The sequence below is a fragment of the Planococcus sp. TJ-307 genome (assembly GCF_058268435.1).
In genome coordinates this window covers 1-22,435 of record NZ_JBZDOJ010000008.1, presented here as the reverse complement: position 1 = coordinate 22,435, position 22,435 = coordinate 1, and the positions used below count along the sequence as shown (strand labels likewise).

Below are 22,435 nucleotides of genomic sequence, written 5' to 3'. Positions count from 1 at the left end.
ATGGAGAAACTCTTTTGTTGACAGTTTTACAGATTTTATTCGCTACACTTGCAATAGGAATTTCTATCTTCATGATTTCCACAGACTCTTATGACTATCAAAACTATGCCACTGTTATCCTGATTTTCTTAATGCTTGTAATAGCAACTAGAGAATTTAAAGAAAGATGTCAGGATGGCTATTAATTGCTGTTGCAGGTTTTATATTGTTTGTAGCAGTTAGAGGGCTTTTATTTTTATAAGCAGCCCAAAATTTTGGTTTATGCTTTTAAAAGATACACACGAAAGAATGAAGTGGTGAAAAATTAGAAATGAGGAGAATTAAACATGTCTAAAATAAAAGGGAAAAATGGATTGCTGATCGTTATGGGCATTTTCTTGCTGGCTTTTGTTCTAGTTATTACTTCCAGCTATTTTAATACCAAACAAATTGACTCTTTAAGCACACAGTGCTCAGAAAATGATGGGAACACCGAGTTAGAAATACATAGCGCTCTTTTCGCCAGTTATTCGTTTGAATGCAAAAGGTAGGAGCCAAAAACGATGGGAAAGTGAAAAAAGGAAGGATGAGTTTTGTGTTAACGATTTTGCATATCTTGTTTGCGGTACTTACAGGCGGATTAGCTCTTTTTGGAATACTGACACAGAACTTTGATTATCAACACTTCATGGTTCTTTCTATGGGTTTGATGATACTCATAACGGGCATCAAAGAACTTCGAAAAGAGAAAAAAGCATTCGCCTATCTTATAATTTTAGTAGCAGCTTATATCTTATTCGTTGCGGGTGATCTGCTCTTAACATCTTAAAGCCCAGCAGTCCTTTTAAAAGTAAGTGAACCAGTTTACATATCACAAGTTCTCAGAAGTAACAGTAATTCTAATTACAAACCGAAAAGAAACTTATGAAGCTAAACAAACTCGAAAAGAAAAACATCTTTTACAAACTGTGGCAGGTCAAAGATAAGAAATTGAGTTTTAGATGATGAAGCATTGGGGATCAAGAATTTCATCAGCAATGACGACATTTACAATGAAACAGAATTAAATACTTCAATTTTTGCTGAGTTCTGCTTTCATCGTAAGTAAAGAAAAACAAAAGACATCTGCCACCAATTTAAAGGGACAGATGTCTTTTCAATTGCAAATAATAAGGGATTAGCTTTGGTGAAAGCGTAAATTGAATTGCTTCGGTATCTTTTAGATACGTAATGCTTCCTATCCAATGCGTCATCAACCATCCTCCATCTTGACGGGGAATTTCTACTACTTTAGACATTAACTCCTCTAGTATTTCTTTAAACTGTAACGGGTTAGTCACCCCTTCCAACTCAAGAAGAGAATACAACTCACGGATGGGAAGTTCATAGGTTTTATCCTCTTGATCCGTTTTATTTACCAAACCTGCCACTAGAAAAATAATCTTCTTTTCCACTTCAGTGAGCGGATTTTCTTGGTAAATTTCCATCGTGTATTTTTCTTTGCTATTAATCTCATACTCCAAATCGGAACCCCCTTCGTTTACTTCTTCTTTTCCAACTATATTTTCTCAGATTAAGACACTAATCCAAAATAACCTGTCTTAATCACATAAATTACCAGCAAATAAGTAACTCCACCAACATACACTTTGTTTATAAAATATGCAGTTACTTATAACGCTCAAAAACAAGCCTTAAAGCCGATGTAAGCGACGCAGATGTAATCCCCAGTAACTGCACCATTTCGTCGAAAGAGCTCTCCTGGACCTTATACAGATCATAAATATAAGCCATTCGAACCTCTTCCGTCTTAAACGGCTTTGGCAGCAATGCAGTTAAACCCGAATAGATATCTTTCATATTGTTCCGGACATAATCTGGCCCGTACTTTTTATCTGATGAAACCAGGTAATCATGTTCACGAAAAAGCGCTCGCTCCATCGCCTGCACAATCACCGAGACTTCCGCGGGATCCTCAAAAATCAACTGCCAAAAAACATCTTGGGATGTCACAAAGTTCATTTCGACCCGATCACCCAAATCACGAAAATGCCTGCTTTGTATCCGTTCAATCTCCCGCATCCTGAAACCAGCCATCGCGAAAAGAAAATAAAGTTTCGCATTTAACGCTAAGGTCGAATGCTGCAGCACTTTCTTCTTCTCTTTCGCGAAATCTTCATAGAAAAGGGTGGCAAGCTCCTTCTCTACCACCAATGCATATTCAAATTTCGGCATAAAATCAACCGGTACTTTCCCGACCTTCCACAAGTAATGAAAATACTGACGGATATGGTACATTTTTCGCTTTATTGTACTTGCCTTTAACCCCTTGTTTTTTTCTTGATCCAAAAACGCCCGAACATCAGCGGGTTTGATTTCATAAGGCTCCAGCTGCTTGTCATTCCGCAGATTAACAAAATGAACAAAGGCCTTTAACAGTTTCAGTTCGGTCACCAGCGTAACAGGAGAAATACCTTCTTTTAATCGATACTCTTCATAGCCATACAGCATCTACATCCTCTGCCCTTCTCTAGATACAATTAGTTTAACAGGTCAAAGAAGATCCCCAAAAGAAATTCCTTAAACTAGCTGAAATTACATAACCAAAAAACATACAGAGAAAAGAACACGTATACAGATATGTATTGGCAGACTGGACACTTACGACGAATTGAATTTTTTTCCAGTTATAGGCGGGTTTTCAGGAAACTTCGTCAGCAAAGCCAGTTGATTTTCAAGTTCCCATAGGGCGCTTGCATTTTCGCGTGAGCCATTCATTAAAGAGACCGCATTGTAGTACAAAGCACGGTGCTGCTGGTTGTATTCCAGGGCACACTGAAGAAGCACGGCGACAGAGGTCAATCCGGTCTGTGCGCTGCGCCCTTTGCCAATTCGTTTGATCAGCAGTTTCTTGGATTTCCGGATCACTTCGTTGAACGTGCTGCGGGACATGCCGACCGCTTCACACACAGCATTCTGCGTGGTCCAGATAATCGGCTGCACCGTACTGGCTTCCGATTGGATGTAGGCGAGCAAGTCCCCTTCCCACTCGTCATAGTGGCTGCGGACGCGATCTTTCCGTTCCTTCTTGAATTTGTACCAGCCTCCCAGGTGATTCGTGACAGGTATATCTTTTCCTGGAAGCCAAGCCTCTAGAAGTTCCCGGATATAGAGTTGGCTGGCGCCTTTGAAGCGCCCCTTATAGGCGCTCTTCACAATTTTCTGGACCTCGCTGTGGCGCACAGGCGTTTCCAGGGACGAATTGTATTCATCCAGCAGATCCAGGGTCTCCCCTTTCCCTTTTCCAGCACTGTAACAAGCCAGGGCGAGCGTATACATCAAGTTGTCCCGTCCGATTTGTCCGTCGCTTCCTTTGACGTGACGGGTGGCCAATAATTCCCGGAACCACTCGGCGTGTGTCGGATCCACTGCCTCCCCTTTCGACTCCACGACAAAGAGCCCCCGGTTCTGATCATCGTCCTGCCGTTTCGACCAGGCAATCAGGTTGTGCATGGAGAAAACCATCTGCTCGGAGAACCAGCGAACGTTGTCTTCGTTGGGCATGCGGAAAAAGCCAAAGTCATTGCACGAGAGGTCCACTCCCTGCAAAACCTTGGCCAAGCTGCGCCGGATGTTCTCGGAAATGCGTTTGGCCACCTTCAGTCCGCGGAAGTCGTTCTGGTTGCTGATGAACAGCGGCGTTTCCAGCACAAAATAGACCTGGAAGCCTTTGGGCGTCTCCAGGACCAGTGTTGGGATACCTACGCTGTGATCAAGTGCAGCGGTCAGGATTTCCGTATACGGTTGTTTCTTCGAGTCGATGTCGACCACGAACGTATTGATTTGCTGCAAGTTCTTTTCGGTGTGTCCCTTGAGATGCCGCTTTTCAATATCACTATACACTAAGTAGTTGTGTACATTGGGAGTCCAATGCGAAAGTTCAACAGAATCCTCCAAGAGAGTCTCTTTCGAGGTAATCACATACCCTCTCACACCTCCAGGTGTAGATAGATCTTCTTTGGATCGGGTTACAGAGATTGCACCTTTTTTATGTTTCTGCGTTTTCTTGTGCTCATTAATGATTTGAGGAAGGGAGGCAGAAGAGCCGATTTTTTTTAAGGTAGTTAAGCCTTCATGCAGTACGGTATCAATAATACTTAAAATCTTTTCCAAGCTCTTCTCACCCCTTCTATACTGCTAACTATATAAGAATTTCTAGTTAGTTCTAAATTATAGAAGAGTGCAACCCCTTATACAACAGGGTTTTCAAGCGTTTTCTTAATCAGTCTACATATCTACTTATCTACAAATCTACTTGTAGATATATTTACTTATCTACTTGTAAATATATCTACAAATCTACAAATCTATAAATTTACAAGTAGATTTGTAGATTTGTAGATATAGAGAATACTCTGTTGCAAAGGGATTTCATCTTAATTAAAAAAAGAAAATCTACATATCTACTTGTAGATTAATCTACAAATCTACAAATTTACATCTAGCTTTATTTATAAATCTACATATCTACTTGTAGATTAATCTACAAGTCTACATATCTACTTGTAGACGATTTTATGTAAATATCTAAAAAAAAGAGAGAGAAAATATGAACTATTTTCTCTCTACTTGTTATTTATTTTTACTCTTATATAAATCGAGAATAATCTCTAACTGTTTCTTTTCATCCTTAGATAAAATATTCGAGACGTACTCATCAATAAGAACATCTGTTAGCTGGTCAACTGTATCGGCAATGCCCAAGGTTACCATAGCATTTAACTTGTTTTTCATTGCAACACTCACACGAACGGTAGTGGTTTTTTCTGCTACGGGTGGGGCAGTTTTAACAACTGGTTTTTTTTCAAGAATTTCTTCCTTAGTTGCTTCTGGAAGATCACTTGAAGAAAAAATTGTTCTAGGAGTTAAAGTTTGGCTACGTTCAATCTTTTTAGGTTTTCTTTTAAGTAAATCAGACATCTACATTCGCCTCCCGTGGAGTAGGGAAATCTGATGGATCTGTCACAGCTTTTAATCTATCTAAAAATTCATTAGCAACACCTGTGTAATTGGAAATTACATTTCGATCGTGCATATCATCCTCAGTGATTCCTGTCATATCAAATCTCTTCAGTCGTTCCATATTCTTTACAATACCTTTAAATAGATTATGTTCTCCAAACAATTCCTTAGCATTTTCTAAAGTTAAGGTGTCGACTGCAGCCTGATTTTTTAAGAGAACTGGCAATATACCTAAAATGTCTAAATCCGCATCGTAGTCATCTATTAATGTTTGAAGATATTTCGTAAATGCTTCGGCCCCTTGCAAACTACGTTCTTGTGTTTGCAAAACCACAACTACATATTGCGAAGCATATAATGCCGAATCAGTTATTATTGAAAAAGTCGGAGGTACATCAATAAATATAAAATCAAAGTCTTTCTTTAAGGGCTCGAGCAATGAAGAAAAGAATTGAACTCGATCAACTTCAGAAGGGAACTTTTTCTCTAAAAACTTTGGATATAGTGCAAAATCGCTGAAGCTGGGTAACAAGTACAAATTTTCTTTAATTGGTGTAACAATACTACCTAAATCCTCACTTTGAATAGCAGACATTAAAGTCTTTTCAAAGCTTGTGATTTCATCCTCTAAATGAGTTTTTGTTCGTAAATAAAGGCTTGTAGCATTTGCTTGCGGATCCTGATCACTTAGCAATACTTTATAACCCATATTGGCTAGGCAATATGCAATCATTGTACTGTTTGTGGTTTTGCCTGTACCACCTTTAAAGTTTCCAAATGTAACTATAGTACACGAATTTGCCATTCTTATCCCTCCATGTTTAAAAACTGGTAACTATTGTTATGTCGAATTGTAGATTTGTAGATGACTAGATAAAACTGATAATTTTAATCTAACATTGTTAATCTCTAGATACAACGAAATAACAGACAAATATTAATTTTTACCAAGTCGTCTACAAGTAGATTTGTAGATTAATCTACTTGTAGATTTTATAATTATATTTGTTTTTGTCTTTGTAATTGAAAGAAATCTAATAAAATTAGGAGACGTAGTTTAAAAAGCAAAACTAATCCTTCTCAATACACTGGAAGATTTTCAAAATCCTATTATCAATAGTGATAATGGATTAACTGATTATTTCCATAAGAACACCTACAAATTAAACATAATAATCAAATTTTAATGAATACTTTAACGATGCTATGTAAATATTGAAGCAAATTCTACTAAATTTATGAAAGTGAAATTACAATTGGTCTAAGATGAGCACATGAGACTTGTACTAGACATTTTTTCAAAGAGTCTCTCGCTCCGTATCCCATAGAGTAATTGTTCTCGAATTTAAGGTATCACAAGGTACGTTCCAGCGCCCAGACCAAAGCTACGATCATGTATGACATGATTCGTTAGGTCGAGACTCCGAATTCCTTGGTGTCACGCGAAACCAGGAAAGACCCTTAGAAAATTTTGAATTTGGTACGCTGCATCATAGAAGCATGAGCGTTTCACAGAAAGCGAGAGGAGCGGTCCTTTTGTTTTTTCGTGTCTTTTTCACCTTATATTTTGTCCTGAGTGATTTCCTAGCCTCGTCTCAATTAGATTAAATAAACAGTGCATATTAATTCACGTACTGAATTTTTGTGAAGACCTTCTGCTGCATCGAATGGTTTTTGCTACGCGCTGGGGGCCGTGTCGACCAAAGCACCGTCATTCGGGCAACGGAGATGTTCGGGGAAGACAATGTATTTAAGAGCGTCATTAAGCACCTGGAGCGTTTGAAATAATGGGATATCACAGGTATTAGAAACGACGACCATCACGACCGTAAGTCGCATCGTACATTTTTGGATGTTGTCGACGAGATGGAAGAGAAGCTGGATCGGTTCGAGGGGGAGAACGCCCGTGTCTGAAGGGAGCAAGAAAGGCCCATTGATTCAAAAGAAGGTTAAGCCGAACACACTGGAGCGGCCGCGGCCCGTCATCATCAACAGTCCGAATGACTTCAAGTTCGACAGCGGGACGAAAACCGTTGACGAAAAACCGGCGCCTACACCGTTAATCAAGAAGACACCTAAAGTCGCACCGAAAGCGAAGGCGAAGCCCGTCAGCGAGGCCAAACCGGCTGCCGTGAAAGCGAATTCGGCTGTTGGCAAGCATGACATCGTGAAATCCATTAAAGTACCGCATGAACTACACACACAAATCGGGGTGCTTGGTAAGTTTATGGACGAGAACAAGACCTATGCAATTCTCTCGACACTCGTCGATTACTATGTAAAAGGCGAACTGACGGATCGGCAGAAAAAGCAGTTCGAATACATGACCGACTTTTTCAACGAAGACGACGATAAAAAATAACGACACAGAATAAATGACCCAACACGATTCCTTACTGAACACAGGGAATTCTTGTTGGGCTTTATTTTATTCGCAAGCTGACATGACGACATTGTGGTATTCCAACATGATGACATGCTTACCACGTAAAGATTAGCTGTAACAGGCTGCATTAAAAAGTTACCTTTCAGGTGCCGAGGCGGACAGTCGAAACCGCGCGGGTAAAGGGCTCGGCATTGAGTGAAAGGGCTGCGGTAAAAAGGTTACCTTTCGCGGTCTGTGTGAGGTTAACTCAAATCGCGTGCGTAAAGGGCTCGGCTTCACGTTGGAAGGGTTGCACAAAAAAGGTTACCTTTCATAAGGTGAAATTTCACTTTTTCACCTTTTGTTAAGGTAAAGTGTGCGCATACAAGAGGCACGCCGAAATAAAAGGTAAGAAATAATTTTTAAAAAAGAGATCATCAATGAAACAGGTTGAGAATGTCGATATCAGAAAGTTCAAAAAAGGTCTTTTAATGAAGAAAAAAACACGGCCAATACACTTGAAAGACCAAAACCTGTAGTAATAAATAGCCAAAACGATTTTAAATTCAAGAATGCACCATCAAATCCGACTGAGCCTGCGGGCAAAGATTCTACTTCTATAGAAAACACTGTGCCCTTCACATCAGTTGAGAGTAAGTCGAAAATTCCGATTCCCTAACCAATGTCAAAGCAGCCCCGTAAAAAATGTCGGTTGGAGGAAAAAATAATATGAAATCCATTAAAGTTGCGCACGATCTTCACATTCAAATTGGAGTGCTTGGAAAGTTCATGAATGAAAATAAAAGTTATGCGGTTATTTCAGAACTTGTAAAGTATTGCACAACAAATAAATTGACTGATCGGCAACAAAAGCAATTTGAATACATGACAGATTTCTTTAGTGCGGTAGGTGAGTGAAGTTTCCTGATTTGAAAATTAGCCTAGTGCTTTCCCAACAAATATCTACCTAACAAAGGTAGATATTTGAGAGATGGAATTCCAGGCTTGCTTAACTGCTACCTGTCTCTGTAAAAGTACAGAGTTGAACCCCAAAAGAAGAGTTCATTTCGTAGAAAGCCCGGTTCTATCGTATGTCAGGTTAATCAATGTGTGATTATTTAGTGATGAAAAACATAAAGAGGTTTTCACACGAAGGTGATACATAAAACTGAAGAATAGAATTTAGTTCAAACAACCTCATAGTACAAAACAAAAGGGCTGAGAAGTGATTCTCGGCCCTTTCTAAATTTTTTCTTTGATAAATACCGAGCCATTTCAATGACATAACCTAAATCACTAATGAATAAGTTTATATACAAATATGCCGTTTTTTTAAAAAACTTGACACGACCGATCAGACTTTTTGTTCTTTTCGTCTTCACAACTCCATCAATATATCAAATTTCTTTTTTTCATCTTCAGTAACATGCGTCTGCAAATAATCTTCCAACATAAAATCTCGCAAATCATCTGCGGTATCTGCTTTATTCAAAAAGACTAAAGCATTTAATTTATCTTGATGAGATATTTTTTTTCTAAAAGTAGTTGTTGTTTTATCTGATATCAGTTCTTTCTTAAGAGAATGTTTTTTTTCTGGTTCTTTATAATTTGTTTCCATATTCTCTGGCTTAAATTGGTTAGCAGGAGAGCTTTGCTGGGATATGTTACGTTCCATCTTCTGTTGCGCATTTAAACGCGAAATAACCTCTGCAGCCACATTCTTATACAGTTCATGAACTCTTGTGTCGTGCATGTCATTATCCGTTATCCCTGTAGTAGCGAATCGCTTTAAACGCGCCATTTCTTTCACAACGTTCCTGAAAAAATGTTCTTCGCCAAATAATTCTTTCGCACTTTCTAATGTCGCCAAATCCACAAGGCCATCGTGCTTCATAAGCACCGGCAAGATACCGATGGTATTTAAGCTTGCGCCATAGTCATCGACCAATGACTGTAGGTATTTCACAAATACTTCAGCTCCGTGGAGACTGCGTTCTTGTGTCTGCAACACGACCACAACGTAGTCAGACGCATACAACGCCGAATCGGTAATGAGTGACGCTGTGGGTGGCACATCAATAATTAGAAAATCGTATTCTTTTTTGAGAGGTCGCAACAGCGTTTCCAGATATTGTACACGGTCAGACTTCGTTGGAAATTTGTCGTACAGGAAATCAGGATAATCGATAAAATCCGTAAAGCTCGGCAGTAAGTAAAGATTTTCCTTAACCGGAAAAACAATAGACGCTAAATCTTCATCTTCGATAGCGGCCATCAACGTTTTATTGAATCTTAATTTCTCGCCTGTACTGGCCGACTTCGTTTTCAAATAAAGGTTGGACGCATTCGCCTGGGGGTCTTGGTCGCTTAGCAAAACCTTGTAACCCATTTCGGATAGCGCATACGCGATCATCACACTGCTCGTTGTTTTTCCCGTACCGCCTTTGAGGTTACCAAAGGTAATCACTGTTCCTTGTTTTTGGTCTGTCATTCTCTAATCTCCTCATTATTAATTGCTTTCGTCTACGAATTGAAACACTATATTTCTTGTTGTTGTATGCTACTATTTCCTTGCTGAAATATTTATCGTGAGCAGCATTTTATAAAGCCAAATTCCTTCAATAAAAAATTATCAACTATATTTTTTGAGAGCCCCCCAAAAAAAGTGTTTACAGACTAAAATAAAGAAGTAACTGAATTAAGCGCGTTTAACCAAAACCAACGTTTCATGCTGATTGCATTGAATTATGTTTCGAAAACGCTGAGGTGAGAGAGCTTTGCGAAACGTTCGAAATGGCACGTAAACCGCTACCCGCTGGGCAACGAATACGCACCGAAACTCACGTATTACAGCCGGTTCAAGCTACTGTTCCCGAAAATAAAAAAACTAAACTGGTTACCGGAGCGAAAACGCGTATGGCAAGGGAAGTCCATCACACAATGGTCAACGAAATGCTGTACAGCTGGAACACCGCGCCCGAAGTCATGAAGGCAAACAAATGGACAGAACGCGCCCTGATTTCACAGGCACAAGAAAAGGCACGACAAGCGAAGTAAGCCCAGTTCGGCGGGCAAGACCAGACGATCTTCAAAGAGTCGTTCCCGCAGTTCATCGAGTACCTGTTCCAGAACCCTTCTTACCGCGACGTTCACGCAAGCGCGAAAACAAAAGCGGCGGTCGTCTATGACATCATGCAACAAATCACAGACGCGCATTCGGTCGTATCCCGTAAAACGGGCAGAGACCCGCCAAAGACATTGGATTTAGCCCGGTACATCCTGGACGCGTATGTTTGACAACCAAATCACAAGGAGCAGGGGGCGCATTTCCCTCGGCTTCTTTTTTTGTCGCCTTGTTGTTGTCCTGCAACCTTGACTGACCATCCCGAAGCATACATAATAACGAATATTCATACACGTTTAGTGCATAGTTGCGACGCACTTACGGGTCGTTTAATCGGTTTTTTCCACAGGTTTTGACGGCTGGATTTGTTCCTGCATTATTCCTATTTTCCAGCTTTTTTTCCTATTCGGCATCCCATGTTCCTTTTTTCCAGGCGTTTGGGTCGTTTTTGCGGTTTTTCGCCAAAATCGGAGCATTATGGGTACATTAGTCAAAGATAGCCAAATAGGAACAAACGCTCTCATCAACTGGAATATTTTAACATAAACCAGTCGAATGTTCCTTTTTCTACAATGAAAAAACTTTAATATAGAAATATATAAAAATAACACCCATATATATCCATGTGTGTCCCGTATAAAGAGTTTCTTGGTTTAAAACAGGAACAAAGGAACAAATCGGTGAAATGATAGAACGAATCTACCACTCGGCGTATCTTATGAATTTTTTGGGGATATGCATCGGGATGACCAGCTGAAAAAAAGAGCCCCAACAGAAGAAGGTTCTCCCGCATCGATGCTTTCGGTGTGAATTAGGCTCAGTACTGGTCAAGGTCGATCCGTAATCCTTCTCCGACGAATTCTTCATACGTCATGACGCTTTCTTCTGCGTCGTAGAAGTCACGGCTGAGTTGTGGTATAGACGTGCTTGATCATCGCTGTTGATGGGGTGTTCGTGGGTGATAACGTAAAGCGCTGTCTGAACCGTGGCCATCGGTACGCTTGCGCCGATCCCTGTGACATTTTGCGACAGGTTCTTCGACGTGACCGTGTATTCGCATTCCGGTCGGAGTCAATTAGGAAACGGGCGTTGCGGGTTTTGCTGAGCGTATCCATGACCCAGAACGCATCCCGAATTGATGTGGCTGGATGAAACGAATAATCTGCGGCATCGCCGAGACGTTTCGCGTCTTTGAAATAGGCGTCGCGTGGCACGCCGTTTGGGCGGGTAGTCAACATCCTGGATTGTTCAGCCCATGATGCGCGTCGCAATCAGGCGTGTCGCTTCGGCGCTCGAATTGTTTTTCAGGCGTAAGTGCGGGTGTGGTCATTCCTTCAATTAGTTGAGTTTTTTGTGAGGCTGCTGCAGTAGGCACGCTGGAGAGACAAGATGCGTAACGGCACAGGGCACACAAAGTGAGTCACAGCAAGAGTTCGTATTAGGCACGCCGGAGCTATGTAAATAAGTACGCCCGAAAAGTCGCGACGTCCCGGCTATTTGCGCGCTGTCGTCCGTTTTAAGGGCATTTGGTTCATTCTCTTGTAATTATGCTTGTCAAATGTTCTGCGAGTCCGTGAAGGGCTACTGAGAGCTCTATTTCAAGTATATTATCCAATTTTTCAGGCGCGGTTCTTTAAATAGCGTTACGCCGAGGTATTTCGGGATGGTGTCTTCCTCCGAGGGTCCTTTGTTGAGAAAGCCGCGTTCGGTCTGGAAGACGCGGATGTTTCTGCTGTTTTCGGTGTCCATGTGTTTCAAACGAATCCCTTCTGTTTAGCATTGCGTGAATTTCTGAAAAAGTTTACCAGGTATTCTCGCTAATCACTTGCAGGAATTTGTTTGAGAACGAGCCCGAGATCTCGAAGACCGGTAATTGCGCGTTTTTTTGAAGCCTCGAACCGGATCTCAAAGCTTTCTCTGCTCTTTTTTGATTTCTTTCGTTTCGAGCATTCTGAACGGTTTCATTGCCTTGGCTATTAAGGGGTATCAACAATTCCTTTTTTATGATGGGCCGCAGATCGGCCAGCAAGGCGTCAGAGACATCCGTGCATATGCCCGATAACAATCCGCTCTTGTGCTTGATTCCAGCAGTTTAAACCGTGTGCACAGCATGTCATCTCCGATGCACATTTCGTGTCACATGCCCTATCGATGTCCAAGGTTTTAAACACGCGTATAAGCAGTCCGTTTTTTCTGTGCACTGCTTGACGTTTTTGGTTGGTGTGGCGTGCATACTGGTAGGTTGATTCGGGCATGTAAATAAAATGGAGTGGAAGGAGATCAAATGCCAGTTTCCCAGGATTTACGAGCGGGAACTTTAGGCGGGGTTTTTGAATGTTGACGTGTCCTAAGAAAGCAACCGAAATTAGCATGTGAATACACGGGATGCGCTCCGAGTGGCGTCTCTTTTTTGTCTGGTTTAAAAATACGGTCGGCGGACAGCCCCGCACAAATAAGTCAGGACTCCGCCCGAATGAGCACCCCGAAGGGGCCAGGAGCAGCGCGACACAGTGAGGAACGCGGTCAGCTTTGCTGACTGATAAAAAGGAGTGAAACGACCTTTGTCATACGCGTCCCTTATGCTCTTTGCCCAAATGATGTGCACAGCCCGCCCGCTTGCTTTGAGGGGCCGATTATTCAGTGTTCTGTAAGGCTCGTGACCTTTCTCTTAAACTTGGTTCTACACCCCGTCGCGGGGTTTACCCCTGAAAAGCCGCGGTGTATCAACGTTTCGAAAAATGACATACCCCCTTTTTGGAGGATGACTGTATGACAGCCCCGTCGTCCCTCTTTTGACCTAGTTGACGTACTCGACGCTTACTACTCGAGTACGCGGCATATTCGGGCTCGGATGCACCGCGGTGTTAAAGCATTCTTCGAATATGTTGCCCTCGGTTTTTCGTCGCGACTGTATGACAACATATTCGCCCCCAATTGTGCCACATTGGCACCGGGGGCGGGGTACTGGAACTGATCTTTTGTACCGTTTTGCGGCCAACTGCGGAGCGGGACCCAAACGGAGGTGCGTCGGGTGTGCATGACAAGCATCGTATCGTGAGCACGTGATGTGTTTGCTGTGCGTACTTTGTGTGCACAACGTGTCGTCTTTGTGCGTGACAGCATGACGACTTTAGCTGCGATTCCACATTTTATGACTTATTGATAACGCCGTGTGCACGGTGTGTCGCCCGCAGCCCACACAGCATGTGCAATTGATGTGCATGTTATGTGTCACAGGGTGCATATATAGCGGCTTCCATTGCGCGTGCATGACGTGTCGTTTTTCTGTGCAGCTCATGCGCGGTTGGTGTGCAGTTTATACGCACTGGCGCGTAAGTTCACGTCCAGGTTTATAACGTGTGCACGCCGTGTCGTCTCGGTGCAACATGCAATGCGCATCTCATGCCGCATGACGTACCGATTGTTTGCTTGCTGAGAGCGTGTGCATGGCGTACGCGTTTTCTGTGCATGCCATGTCGCCTTTAGTTGCCGTAGCGTGGTTACGATAAGTTGTGTGCACAACGCGTCGCCTTAGACTCACACGGTATGACGCTTTTGATTTGCATGACGTGCGTATTCGATAGCAAGTACCAGCGCGTGCACAGCGTGTCGCTTTTGGTTGACGCACCGTGCGCATTTTGTGCATCGTTTCGTATTTATGGTGTGAACATTGCCTAAACACAGTATGTATGTGCACGACATGTCGCATCGGAAACGCACAGACGTAACGCGGCGTGCATGTTTAAGCGAAGTCGGCGATGATACTTGGCGTGTGCAAGCCGTGTTAGATAGAGTTCATACGCTGTGACTGATTGAAGGACCACGATATGCCCATTTAAGGACAAAAGCTGCCGATGCCACAAGTTAGGCGCTAGCGAAAATCGCTGCGACAGCCTCTTGATTAACCGCCTCTGTCGGTAGCCACAAGGCATCGGTGCTTTTTTGGATAACAGACCGCGGCGCTTGGTTGCCCGAAATACCAGATCGATCAAGTTCGAAACAGCACCAGGTTCGAAAAACTCAGCGCAACCGCCGATAAAACACGCTTTATGTAATAAATCTAGGCATCAAGCGCAAAAATGCTTATACGTTGCGCTCCGATAAGCACACGCAACTGTCTGCCGAGGCGAAAGCCACAGCGATCGAACGAAATGGAGCATAGAGTCCTGCCCACGTACCGCTCCCGTTCATGAAATACCGGAGCGTGTATTACGTACGTAGACGATTTGATTATTAGAGATGCATTTGGACTCCGTCCATACTATTTTTATTTGTCTTACATACCTTGTTACGACAGATTGCTGGGAGAGAAACATTCAGCATGATTGCCTGGTAACGTTCCTCAGTTATTGCATGGAAAACCAATACTGAACAACTTCCGCCCCTGGTTGCGCCCATGTATCTCGCCCCGATATTTCGCCGCGGCAAGCATCAAAAAAGGCTTATTGAGGGGGACTCACGGTGTCATACGCTGCGAATAATTTTAGGAGGCGACTCACGGTGGCCAGTCCTGTAGTGGCGCGGCTTTGCGGGGAGGCATCGTGACACCGTGAGTGGGTCTGTTTTCCGTCAAGGTGGTGTGAGTCGTTGGTATAACTGGATTTCGCGGCGAGAGGACGGGGCGACCGTGAGTGGGGACTCACTGGGGGAAAGAGCATAAGAGGCGCGTATGACAAGCCCAATTTCACTCTATTTTCAGCCAGCAAATCCCACTAGCCTTTTGGCTTGGAAAAGGGCACTGAATCTCGTCTTATCACCGGATTCTTGTGCGTAACCTGCCCAGTAACTGACCGGAATTGGCGTTCATTTATATGTCTGACCGGAACATGTTCGTGTACGCAAGTGTCTCAAAGTGTGAGAAGTTCAGTGTACTGATCCAGCTTTGATTCAAAAAGGAATTTTTGGGTTTCAGAAAAAGGAAAATTTAATGGAATCATAATCCCATGACAAAGCATTTTATTAGACTGCAACGATTCTTTTTCTACTAATCTAAAGCAGCAAAGGATTGCAAGGAAAGCCACAAATATATTGGTATCATTTAGGAATTAAATCGACATCATCTACCAGGATCCTTCAGGCATGAACCGGTTGCCGATGGAATAGTTAGTGAACATCTGGATAATTGAATGAAAGTCGTTCGTTCTTGATGATCGGAGTGATAGAAAGGAGGAACCAGTTGTTCTAGCTCAACTAGTTCAGTACGAGAGGCATGCTCTTATAATAGCAATAGAAGGGGAAGAAGTGACGCGTAAGAAAAGCACCAGATCAAGAATGGGGAAGCCGTTGGTTGGGCGAAAGGCGAAGGTCATGAAAAGACGACTGAAAATGAGTTAACCGCCTTGATAATCGAAGCTGAAGAATTTCTGCCGTTTGATTCTATTAGCTTTACGAAAATCTAGACTTTGAACTCTTATCTAAATAAATATAAGTTAACGTATCAAAACCCATCGGAAGGAAAGAAGTGAATTTAGCTTCTTTCTTTTTTGACTTTATAAGTGTATTTTTACAAACATTAAGAAAGGTAACCTTTTTACCGTCATCACTCAAGCTTACCACCAAGCCCTGGAGGCATAGGGTTCTGATAGATTACATCTACACCCGAAAGGTAACCTTTTTTACGCGAGAAGTAACTTTTTAAATGCAAAAGATTACTTTTTAGACCGTCTTGGACTTGCCGGTCTTGCCTATCTTCGTCGGTGATACCAATCATGTCACAACTTTTCAGCCGCTCCGTCTTCTGGATGACAAGGTTAAAAAAATTGGACCACCATTCAAGGATCTCGTATCAGGCTGACGAAGTAGTGGTTTAGAAGTTACCTTTCATGATGTTGTGCATTTAAAAGGGTACCTTTCGCAGCGTCTTGAACAAGTGAAAGCACCGTCCGTAAAGGTTTCGCTTTGGACCGACGGGCTACAGTAAAAAGGGGATCTTTCAGGTAATCGAGACGGAAAGTCGAAACCACGCAGGTAAAGGGGGTGACATTGCGTGAATGGAGCCGCACAAAAAAGGTTACCTTTCAGGTACCGAGGCGGACAGTCGAAATCGCGCAGGTAAAGGGGTTGGCATTGCGTAAATAGTGCCGCACAAAAAAGGTTGCCTTTCAGAAAATTGAATAAACAAGTGCGGGGCATCCTCTAAAAAGATGAAATCTGCAGATACAAGAGTCGCAACGAAATAAGAGGCCAGAATAACCTATAAAATATACACTTTAAGTGTACAAAAAGGTAATTATATGGTATAATTAATTTAAGGTTGAGAAGTAAATACCTTATATGTACGGATATAGAAAGGGTGACGAACATGGCGACACTAGCTTCTTTGCGAAAGGTTCGCGGGTTAAGCGTACACCAAGTAGCTGAACACATGGGAGTTGCAGAACGCACCGTTTATTCATGGGAGCGAGGCGAGCGAGCACTCTCCGCTTACGACTTATACAAACTTCTGGCTTATTACCAGACGGATAGACTAATATCCGAAATCCCATCGCTTATACCGAAAAAAGACAAAGACGAATAAAAACTACAGAACAGGGAGTGAGCCAATTATGAGCACAACTACTATCGATCACACAGACATCACAACCCCCACAATCGTTGCGAGCACCGCAAACGGAAACATCACCCTATTACAGCCACCCACCAACATCAGTGTCCCCGAATATCTTGAGAAGTATATCGCTACGATTGCCGACCCTGGAATCGCGAACGATAATTTCTTACTTACCCTGGGTAAAGGCGCACTCGCTGCGAAAATCGCAGACATCGAGAATGCGAACTTAGCAGTCAAATTCGGCAAGAAACGCTTACCCGATAAATTGGAGTTTGAAGACACAGCCGTTTTGATGATGTCGCTGTACACGTTCCGAAATATCCAAATGACGGAAGACGAGGACAATGTAATCCTGGCGATGTACGACCCTACAAAAGGGATTTACAAAATCGGCACCAAAGTACCGTTTGAACGGATGGAGCGTATATCGCCGAAGTTCAAGAAGAAGGACATGGAAGACGTGCTGGACAAAATCACGCGAAGCGTACCATCGGTTAAAATCACATTGAAACGTAACCTGTTCGCAGTTAAGAACGGCATCTATGACAACAAGACGGGTAAACTGCAAGCGTTCCACCCAGACTACGTAACACTTACGAAGATTCCGGTTAATTACACAGAGAGCCTGACAAATCCGGTACTCACAGCGCCTGACGGTTTTAAATGGGACGTCGAGAGCTGGATTACTGACATATCGGACAACGACGCGGATACTGCCACATTAATCTGGCAGGTCATTGCTGACTGCATGCAGCCGAACCATTCGCGAGGTAAAAGCATTTGGTTTTACTCCGAAAAAGGAAACAATGGTAAAGGAACGGTCGGTCAGCTAATCAAGAACCTGCTCGGCAAAGGGAACTACTCGTCGTTGAGCGTCACAGACTACAAACATGAATACTTGAAATCAACCCTGATTGGTACCGCGGCGAACATTTGCGATGAGAACGATGTGGACGTATTTGTCGATTCGGTCAAAGACTACAAAGCCAGCATCACGGGTGATGACATCAATATCAATATCAAGTACGAAAAGCCGCGTTCGGTTCAGCTTCACACCGCTAACCTGCAAATGATGAACGGATTGCCGAAGACGAAAGACAAATCGGATTCATGGTACAGACGATTGATCCTTGTACCGTTCATGAAATCCTTCACGAATAATGGAGAGCGCAAGTATATCAAGGACGATTATATCGCCCGTGACGAAGTTCTAGAATACGTGCTACACAAAACATTGAACATGGACTTTGTCGAATACATCATACCAGCACGTTCGGCCAAATTGATGGACGAGTACAGAGAAAACAACCACCCGGTATTAGAATTCTGGAACCAGTTGCAAGATCAATTTGTTTGGGACTTACTGCCAACGCAATTCCTATACGACCTGTTTGTAAAATGGTCTGAACAGAACAATCCAAGCGGTTCAACCATCTCTAAAAGAAAGTTCACAAGCCAACTGACTACTATTACAGTAGCACAGGGTAACAAGTGGACAATCCCGGATAATAAGGACACCAAAACGCGCGGTGACAACGGACGTATGGACGGCGACGAGCCACTTATCACAGAATATGGTCTTGATCTGAAAGGGCGAGACGGTAAGATTAGCGAATGGATTAATCCGTCGTATGCTGGAGATAATCCAGTAATGAGACGTACATTTATACGCAAACCAATGTACCGAGGATTCGAACGGAAATAAAATAAAGACATATGAGCAAGGCAACTGACGTTATCAATTCTTTAGTTCTTTTTTTGTAGAAAGGGAAATCGTTGCGGTATTAACAGAGTAAACGGTTGGGAGCTTGGGATGTACCGCTCTCTGCGATTTAGGCGGTACAAGAACGGTATAATTGAGAAAAATAGCAGTACAAATGGAGATAGGAACCCGTCATATTCAAACGCACGGGTTTCGTTGTACTGCTTTCCCCAAGTTTGTGCCGCCTTTGTACCACCTTTCACAGTTAAAAGCGGTACGAGACTATTGCAGTTGTACCAAGTTTTTATGACATCTATTTGTATTCTGTACCGTTTGTACCGTCATTTTTTTCAGAGTCTTATAAAAATGCAATTAACCCATAATTCATATATAGAGAAAGTTGTTCAAAAAAGACGGTACAGGCGGCACAAACCGGATTGGGTGTCTGGCGCGGTTCAAACAAGGCCGTCTACCCGCTGCACGCCCAGTCTTTTTGATGTGACTAGGACGGCGTCACGATGCCGCATATCATTGCATAAACTAAATGTGTATCCATACTATAGTATTGATGTAATGTTGCTACTTGATTGGAGCGCTCTGCAGTTCGTCGGACGGGTCGGTCTACGTTGCCGCTGCCGCTCCTAGTTGGTTGAAGTGCTTCGTTGTACCTTTGTTCCTTGTTGGGACAACAATTGTTCTGGAGCACTTATTATAGACAAAATATTCAGATAAATGTTATAATGAAACCCTTCAAAGGCGATTGCATATCGTTGCAGAAGTAAACGAATCTTATGCTGGCAGGCACAGGTGTTTTACTTGTGGCAATGTGTGCGGATCAAAAAGAAAGACCTTCCTAATTTCGATTCGGGGGTCTTTCTTTTCGTTTAGTTTACATAGGGAGATGGAGGAAGTCCGGAAAGCTTGTGACTCGACCCAAAAAGAAGCGAATGGGAGGCAATGTAAAGATGGAAGAACAAAATCAGCTGAACTTATTTACAGAAGAAGAAGTGAAAGGCAGCAAAACGAATTTCTTACACGTTATCCATGATGGGGAAGTGAAAAAGAGAACGATGGACCAGCTCTTTGACAGCACGGCTTATAAAGAATTGAAAGCCATCTCATTCGTAGCTTCCCACAACTTCTTTTTCAAGACCGTTCGGGGTTTTCAATCTGTGCAGTTGATTCTCGGAATTGAGGATGGCCACGTAGCAGGGGGATTCGTAAAGGGGATAGGTGAACTGCTGGATATAGAAGCGAGGGTCTCCTATATTCAATCACTTCCGGAAGACATTCGACAACAAATCCTGCAAGACCGGTTCGAAATCCGGTTCTCGAAAAAAGGAACGCCCATTCATTCCAAAATTTATTTGCTCAAAGGCCCTGGCGGCACCCGCGTAATGATCGGATCTGCAAACTTCACTGTGACCGCTTTCAGTAATCAGCGACAATACGAAGAACTGCTTGTGTATGATGATTCTCCTTACTATGACCTTTATTTAACACGCTTTGAAAATATTTATGAAGAAACAGTGGATTACATACCCGCAAAAGTGAAATCATCTCTGTTGTTCGAACCGATTAACATCGCAGATCCGAAACTGATGAAGGAGATTCTGATTGATGAAGTCAAAGAAGGGCGGTTAGCCGTTGAGTTCACAGAGACTCATTTAGAAGAAATTCAATCGGAACAGGAAAAAGCCGGAAAGGAGAAAGAAAAAATTGTCGAATTCCAGCGTTTGATTGAAGTCATCACCAAGAAAAGCCGGAATTCTGGACAGCGGCGGCTGCTTACCGTAAAAGAACTGCAGAAAAAGACCGTCACGATTAAGAATAAATTCTCACATGTCAGCAAAAAAACCGCAAAAATCGATTCCCGGTTTCATCTGATTTATAATCCAATGAACCACCGGCTTTATGTACCTGTCACGCAAGAGGGGGAAAGCGAAGGCGACATGCTCGTTCCCTTTTCAAAACGCATCGTAAATCGGGAAGAATTAAAAAAACAGTTTCAGCTGATCGATCAGTTTCTGGATACCTATCGGTTATTCACCGTGCAAGACAATAAGCAGAATCAATCCAAGATTTTCGAGGCAATTCTTTATGCATTCGTATCCGCTCACATTTGGAAAATGCGGGACCACTACGTGAACGAAGAAGGCCGAGAAAACGTGCGAAGAAACATTCCCCCTTTTTTGATGATTGCCGGGCGGACAATGTCAGGAAAGACAACGGCACTGGAATTTATCGGCATGCTCTTGGGCAACACGCACCCTTACTTTTCCTATGAACAGGTCAGCAGCCGGAACGTCTTGTATGATTTATTTCATTCGGATAACCTAAACCCCATTGTGATTGATGAAATCGATGAGAAGTTCTTCAACAGCAAAGCGACCGATAAGGGGGAGCAGCTGATCAAAAATATCAACAATAACTTATCCTGTCAGCATCCCGTACTCATAGGCACAACCAACGCGACCGGCATCGGGATGAGTGCTCAAGCGATATCGCGCATGTATTATCTGCAAATTGATAATACCTTTGATAAAGACAAACTCGCTGAATCGAGCGCTCATTTAGGGGCAATTATGAGCGAGGTCAATGCTTCCCTTTTTCAGGATTTCACGGCGCGTTTAGGAGAGAAGATCCAATACGGAGAGCCTTTCTACTCGACAAGTGATTTCTTGAGGATTGCCCGAGACCTCTTCAAGGAATACTACGCCGAATTTGATGTAGCTCTTCCAGACTGGTTTCCTGAGAATAAATTCAATGATTATTATGAGCGTGGCAAACTAATTTGGCAGGAATTATACAGAAGCAATGCCAATTCATTTGATTTCCGAAAAGACAATACCGTGCTGGTGCGGACGGAGGAACTATCGGTCAATATTTCAGGGAGCTCCAACTTGATTGTCAATTACTTGCCGCCGCAATGCATTCAGGAAGACAGTTCGGTGCTCGTGCTTAACAAAGACCATTTTAAAGAATTCATTGAGTTTGACAAGCATTTCAAGCAAAGCTTTTTCCAGAAAATGTTTAAGTAAATTGTATCTCAAGCGGATGGGTATTTTCTTAAACCTCTTGAACCGAATTCCACTTTGAAAACCTTTTAATAAGGATGACTTATTATGTGTGAATTGCTCTTGCACCTATTCTTTATTTGACACCTTTGTATGAAGTTAAGCCTTTTCAATGTTGCTGTGGCCTTATGATTAAGTAGAAGAAAAAAGAGGAAATTTTCCGAAAGAAGCGCTGATGATCACCACCAGACCTTACTGGTTTTAAAAGTACCCGAATGTTATATCGCAGCAAATAAAAAGACAGACCCCTGTGGGGTGGCACTAAAAAGGTTACCTTTAGGTATTCGGAAAGGCCACATTTTCGGGTTACAGGGCTTCATTAAAAAAGTTACTTTTAAGGGCCGATATGGACAGTCGAAACCGCGTAGGCAAAGGGTTTGTCATTGTGTGAATGGAGTGACACTAAAAAGGTTGCCTTTAGGTATTCGTAAAGGACACACTTTCAGGCTAACGGGCTTCATTAAAAAGTTACCTTTCAACCGTTCGTAAAGGTGTACTTTTACGAACGGATTATTGGAGGGGCTATATAGTGTAGTTTATTTCGTTGAGCAGTAATGAATGTTAATATAGTAGTCAATCTATACAATAAATCAAAGCCCACGGAATTTAATAATTT

16 protein-coding genes are annotated in these 22,435 nt (G+C 42.6%); 8 read left to right on the top strand and 8 right to left on the bottom strand.

Translation table 11 applies throughout. The features are described 5' to 3' along the window. The first annotated feature begins 326 nt into the window (after positions 1–326). Together AC4EHK_RS18025 and AC4EHK_RS18020 are read left to right on the top strand one after the other, a co-directional pair. Positions 327–530, top strand: a complete 204-nt coding sequence (locus AC4EHK_RS18025; protein WP_490980114.1) for a hypothetical protein — start codon at positions 327–329, stop codon at positions 528–530. A gap of 44 nt (positions 531–574) precedes the next feature. Then, positions 575–808 (top strand): DUF3953 domain-containing protein, encoded by a 234-nt coding sequence (locus tag AC4EHK_RS18020; RefSeq protein ID WP_490980113.1) that lies wholly within the window; start codon positions 575–577, stop codon positions 806–808. 307 nt (positions 809–1,115) lie between these two features. Here the strand turns inward: AC4EHK_RS18020 and AC4EHK_RS18015 are convergent, their stop codons facing one another. The 5 genes from AC4EHK_RS18015 to AC4EHK_RS17995 all read right to left on the bottom strand — a co-directional run bounded on the left by AC4EHK_RS18015 (position 1,116) and on the right by AC4EHK_RS17995 (position 5,806). Then, positions 1,116–1,502 carry a replication initiation protein gene (locus tag AC4EHK_RS18015; protein WP_490980112.1) on the bottom strand — a complete coding sequence of 129 codons (387 nt, stop codon included), beginning with the start codon at positions 1,500–1,502 and terminating at the stop codon, positions 1,116–1,118. 145 nt (positions 1,503–1,647) lie between these two features. Then, the gene (locus AC4EHK_RS18010) at positions 1,648–2,490 is read right to left on the bottom strand and encodes a site-specific integrase (RefSeq protein ID WP_490980111.1); all 843 of its coding nucleotides are present in this window, start codon (positions 2,488–2,490) and stop codon (positions 1,648–1,650) included. 150 nt (positions 2,491–2,640) lie between these two features. Continuing rightward, on the bottom strand, positions 2,641–4,152 hold the full coding sequence (locus AC4EHK_RS18005; protein ID WP_490980110.1) for a primase C-terminal domain-containing protein: 1,512 nt from the start codon (positions 4,150–4,152) through the stop codon (positions 2,641–2,643). Between the two features lie 459 nt (positions 4,153–4,611). Next, positions 4,612–4,959: a DUF5388 domain-containing protein gene (locus tag AC4EHK_RS18000; protein ID WP_490980109.1), complete on the bottom strand. Its 348-nt coding sequence runs from the start codon at positions 4,957–4,959 to the stop codon at positions 4,612–4,614. Next, a complete protein-coding gene (locus tag AC4EHK_RS17995) occupies positions 4,952–5,806 on the bottom strand; it encodes a ParA family protein (RefSeq protein ID WP_490980108.1) in 855 nt (284 codons plus the stop codon). The genes AC4EHK_RS18000 and AC4EHK_RS17995 overlap by 8 nt, the downstream gene beginning before the upstream one ends. A 1,101-nt stretch (positions 5,807–6,907) precedes the next feature. Here AC4EHK_RS17995 and AC4EHK_RS17990 point away from each other — a divergent pair. Both AC4EHK_RS17990 and AC4EHK_RS17985 read left to right on the top strand, forming a co-directional pair. Continuing rightward, positions 6,908–7,363 (top strand): hypothetical protein, encoded by a 456-nt coding sequence (locus AC4EHK_RS17990; protein ID WP_490980107.1) that lies wholly within the window; start codon positions 6,908–6,910, stop codon positions 7,361–7,363. Positions 7,364–8,095: 732 nt separating this feature from the next. After that, positions 8,096–8,284 carry a hypothetical protein gene (locus AC4EHK_RS17985; protein ID WP_490980106.1) on the top strand — a complete coding sequence of 63 codons (189 nt, stop codon included), beginning with the start codon at positions 8,096–8,098 and terminating at the stop codon, positions 8,282–8,284. A gap of 460 nt (positions 8,285–8,744) precedes the next feature. Here the strand turns inward: AC4EHK_RS17985 and AC4EHK_RS17980 are convergent, their stop codons facing one another. After that, positions 8,745–9,857 (bottom strand): AAA family ATPase, encoded by a 1,113-nt coding sequence (locus tag AC4EHK_RS17980; protein ID WP_490980105.1) that lies wholly within the window; start codon positions 9,855–9,857, stop codon positions 8,745–8,747. 425 nt (positions 9,858–10,282) lie between these two features. Between AC4EHK_RS17980 and AC4EHK_RS17975 the strand changes: the two genes are divergently transcribed. Next, positions 10,283–10,423 (top strand): hypothetical protein, encoded by a 141-nt coding sequence (locus AC4EHK_RS17975; protein ID WP_490980104.1) that lies wholly within the window; start codon positions 10,283–10,285, stop codon positions 10,421–10,423. 937 nt (positions 10,424–11,360) lie between these two features. Here AC4EHK_RS17975 and AC4EHK_RS17970 read toward each other — a convergent pair. Together AC4EHK_RS17970 and AC4EHK_RS17965 are read right to left on the bottom strand one after the other, a co-directional pair. Next, entirely contained in the window at positions 11,361–11,483 is a 123-nt protein-coding gene (locus AC4EHK_RS17970; protein WP_490980103.1) for a hypothetical protein, read from the bottom strand. A gap of 600 nt (positions 11,484–12,083) precedes the next feature. Continuing rightward, the gene (locus AC4EHK_RS17965) at positions 12,084–12,248 is read right to left on the bottom strand and encodes a hypothetical protein (RefSeq protein ID WP_490980102.1); all 165 of its coding nucleotides are present in this window, start codon (positions 12,246–12,248) and stop codon (positions 12,084–12,086) included. Positions 12,249–16,791: 4,543 nt separating this feature from the next. On the opposite strand from AC4EHK_RS17965, the gene AC4EHK_RS17960 reads away from it, so the two are divergent. From AC4EHK_RS17960 to AC4EHK_RS17950, 3 genes are all read left to right on the top strand, one after another. After that, the gene (locus AC4EHK_RS17960) at positions 16,792–17,007 is read left to right on the top strand and encodes a helix-turn-helix domain-containing protein (protein ID WP_490980101.1); all 216 of its coding nucleotides are present in this window, start codon (positions 16,792–16,794) and stop codon (positions 17,005–17,007) included. A 298-nt stretch (positions 17,008–17,305) separates the two neighbouring features. After that, positions 17,306–18,745: a DNA primase family protein gene (locus AC4EHK_RS17955; RefSeq protein ID WP_490980100.1), complete on the top strand. Its 1,440-nt coding sequence runs from the start codon at positions 17,306–17,308 to the stop codon at positions 18,743–18,745. A gap of 962 nt (positions 18,746–19,707) precedes the next feature. After that, a complete protein-coding gene (locus AC4EHK_RS17950) occupies positions 19,708–21,783 on the top strand; it encodes a phospholipase D-like domain-containing protein (RefSeq protein ID WP_490980099.1) in 2,076 nt (691 codons plus the stop codon). Positions 21,784–22,435 lie beyond the last annotated feature (652 nt).

Coding starts and splice junctions, on each gene's coding strand:
- AC4EHK_RS18025 (WP_490980114.1), top strand. CDS start 327: ATGTCTAAAATAAAAGGGAAAAATGGATTGCTGATCGTTATGGGCATT.
- AC4EHK_RS18010 (WP_490980111.1), bottom strand. CDS start 2,490: ATGCTGTATGGCTATGAAGAGTATCGATTAAAAGAAGGTATTTCTCCT.
- AC4EHK_RS18000 (WP_490980109.1), bottom strand. CDS start 4,959: ATGTCTGATTTACTTAAAAGAAAACCTAAAAAGATTGAACGTAGCCAA.
- AC4EHK_RS17995 (WP_490980108.1), bottom strand. CDS start 5,806: ATGGCAAATTCGTGTACTATAGTTACATTTGGAAACTTTAAAGGTGGT.
- AC4EHK_RS17985 (WP_490980106.1), top strand. CDS start 8,096: ATGAAATCCATTAAAGTTGCGCACGATCTTCACATTCAAATTGGAGTG.
- AC4EHK_RS17980 (WP_490980105.1), bottom strand. CDS start 9,857: ATGACAGACCAAAAACAAGGAACAGTGATTACCTTTGGTAACCTCAAA.
- AC4EHK_RS17975 (WP_490980104.1), top strand. CDS start 10,283: ATGGCAAGGGAAGTCCATCACACAATGGTCAACGAAATGCTGTACAGC.
- AC4EHK_RS17970 (WP_490980103.1), bottom strand. CDS start 11,483: ATGGCCACGGTTCAGACAGCGCTTTACGTTATCACCCACGAACACCCC.
- AC4EHK_RS17960 (WP_490980101.1), top strand. CDS start 16,792: ATGGCGACACTAGCTTCTTTGCGAAAGGTTCGCGGGTTAAGCGTACAC.
- AC4EHK_RS17950 (WP_490980099.1), top strand. CDS start 19,708: ATGGAAGAACAAAATCAGCTGAACTTATTTACAGAAGAAGAAGTGAAA.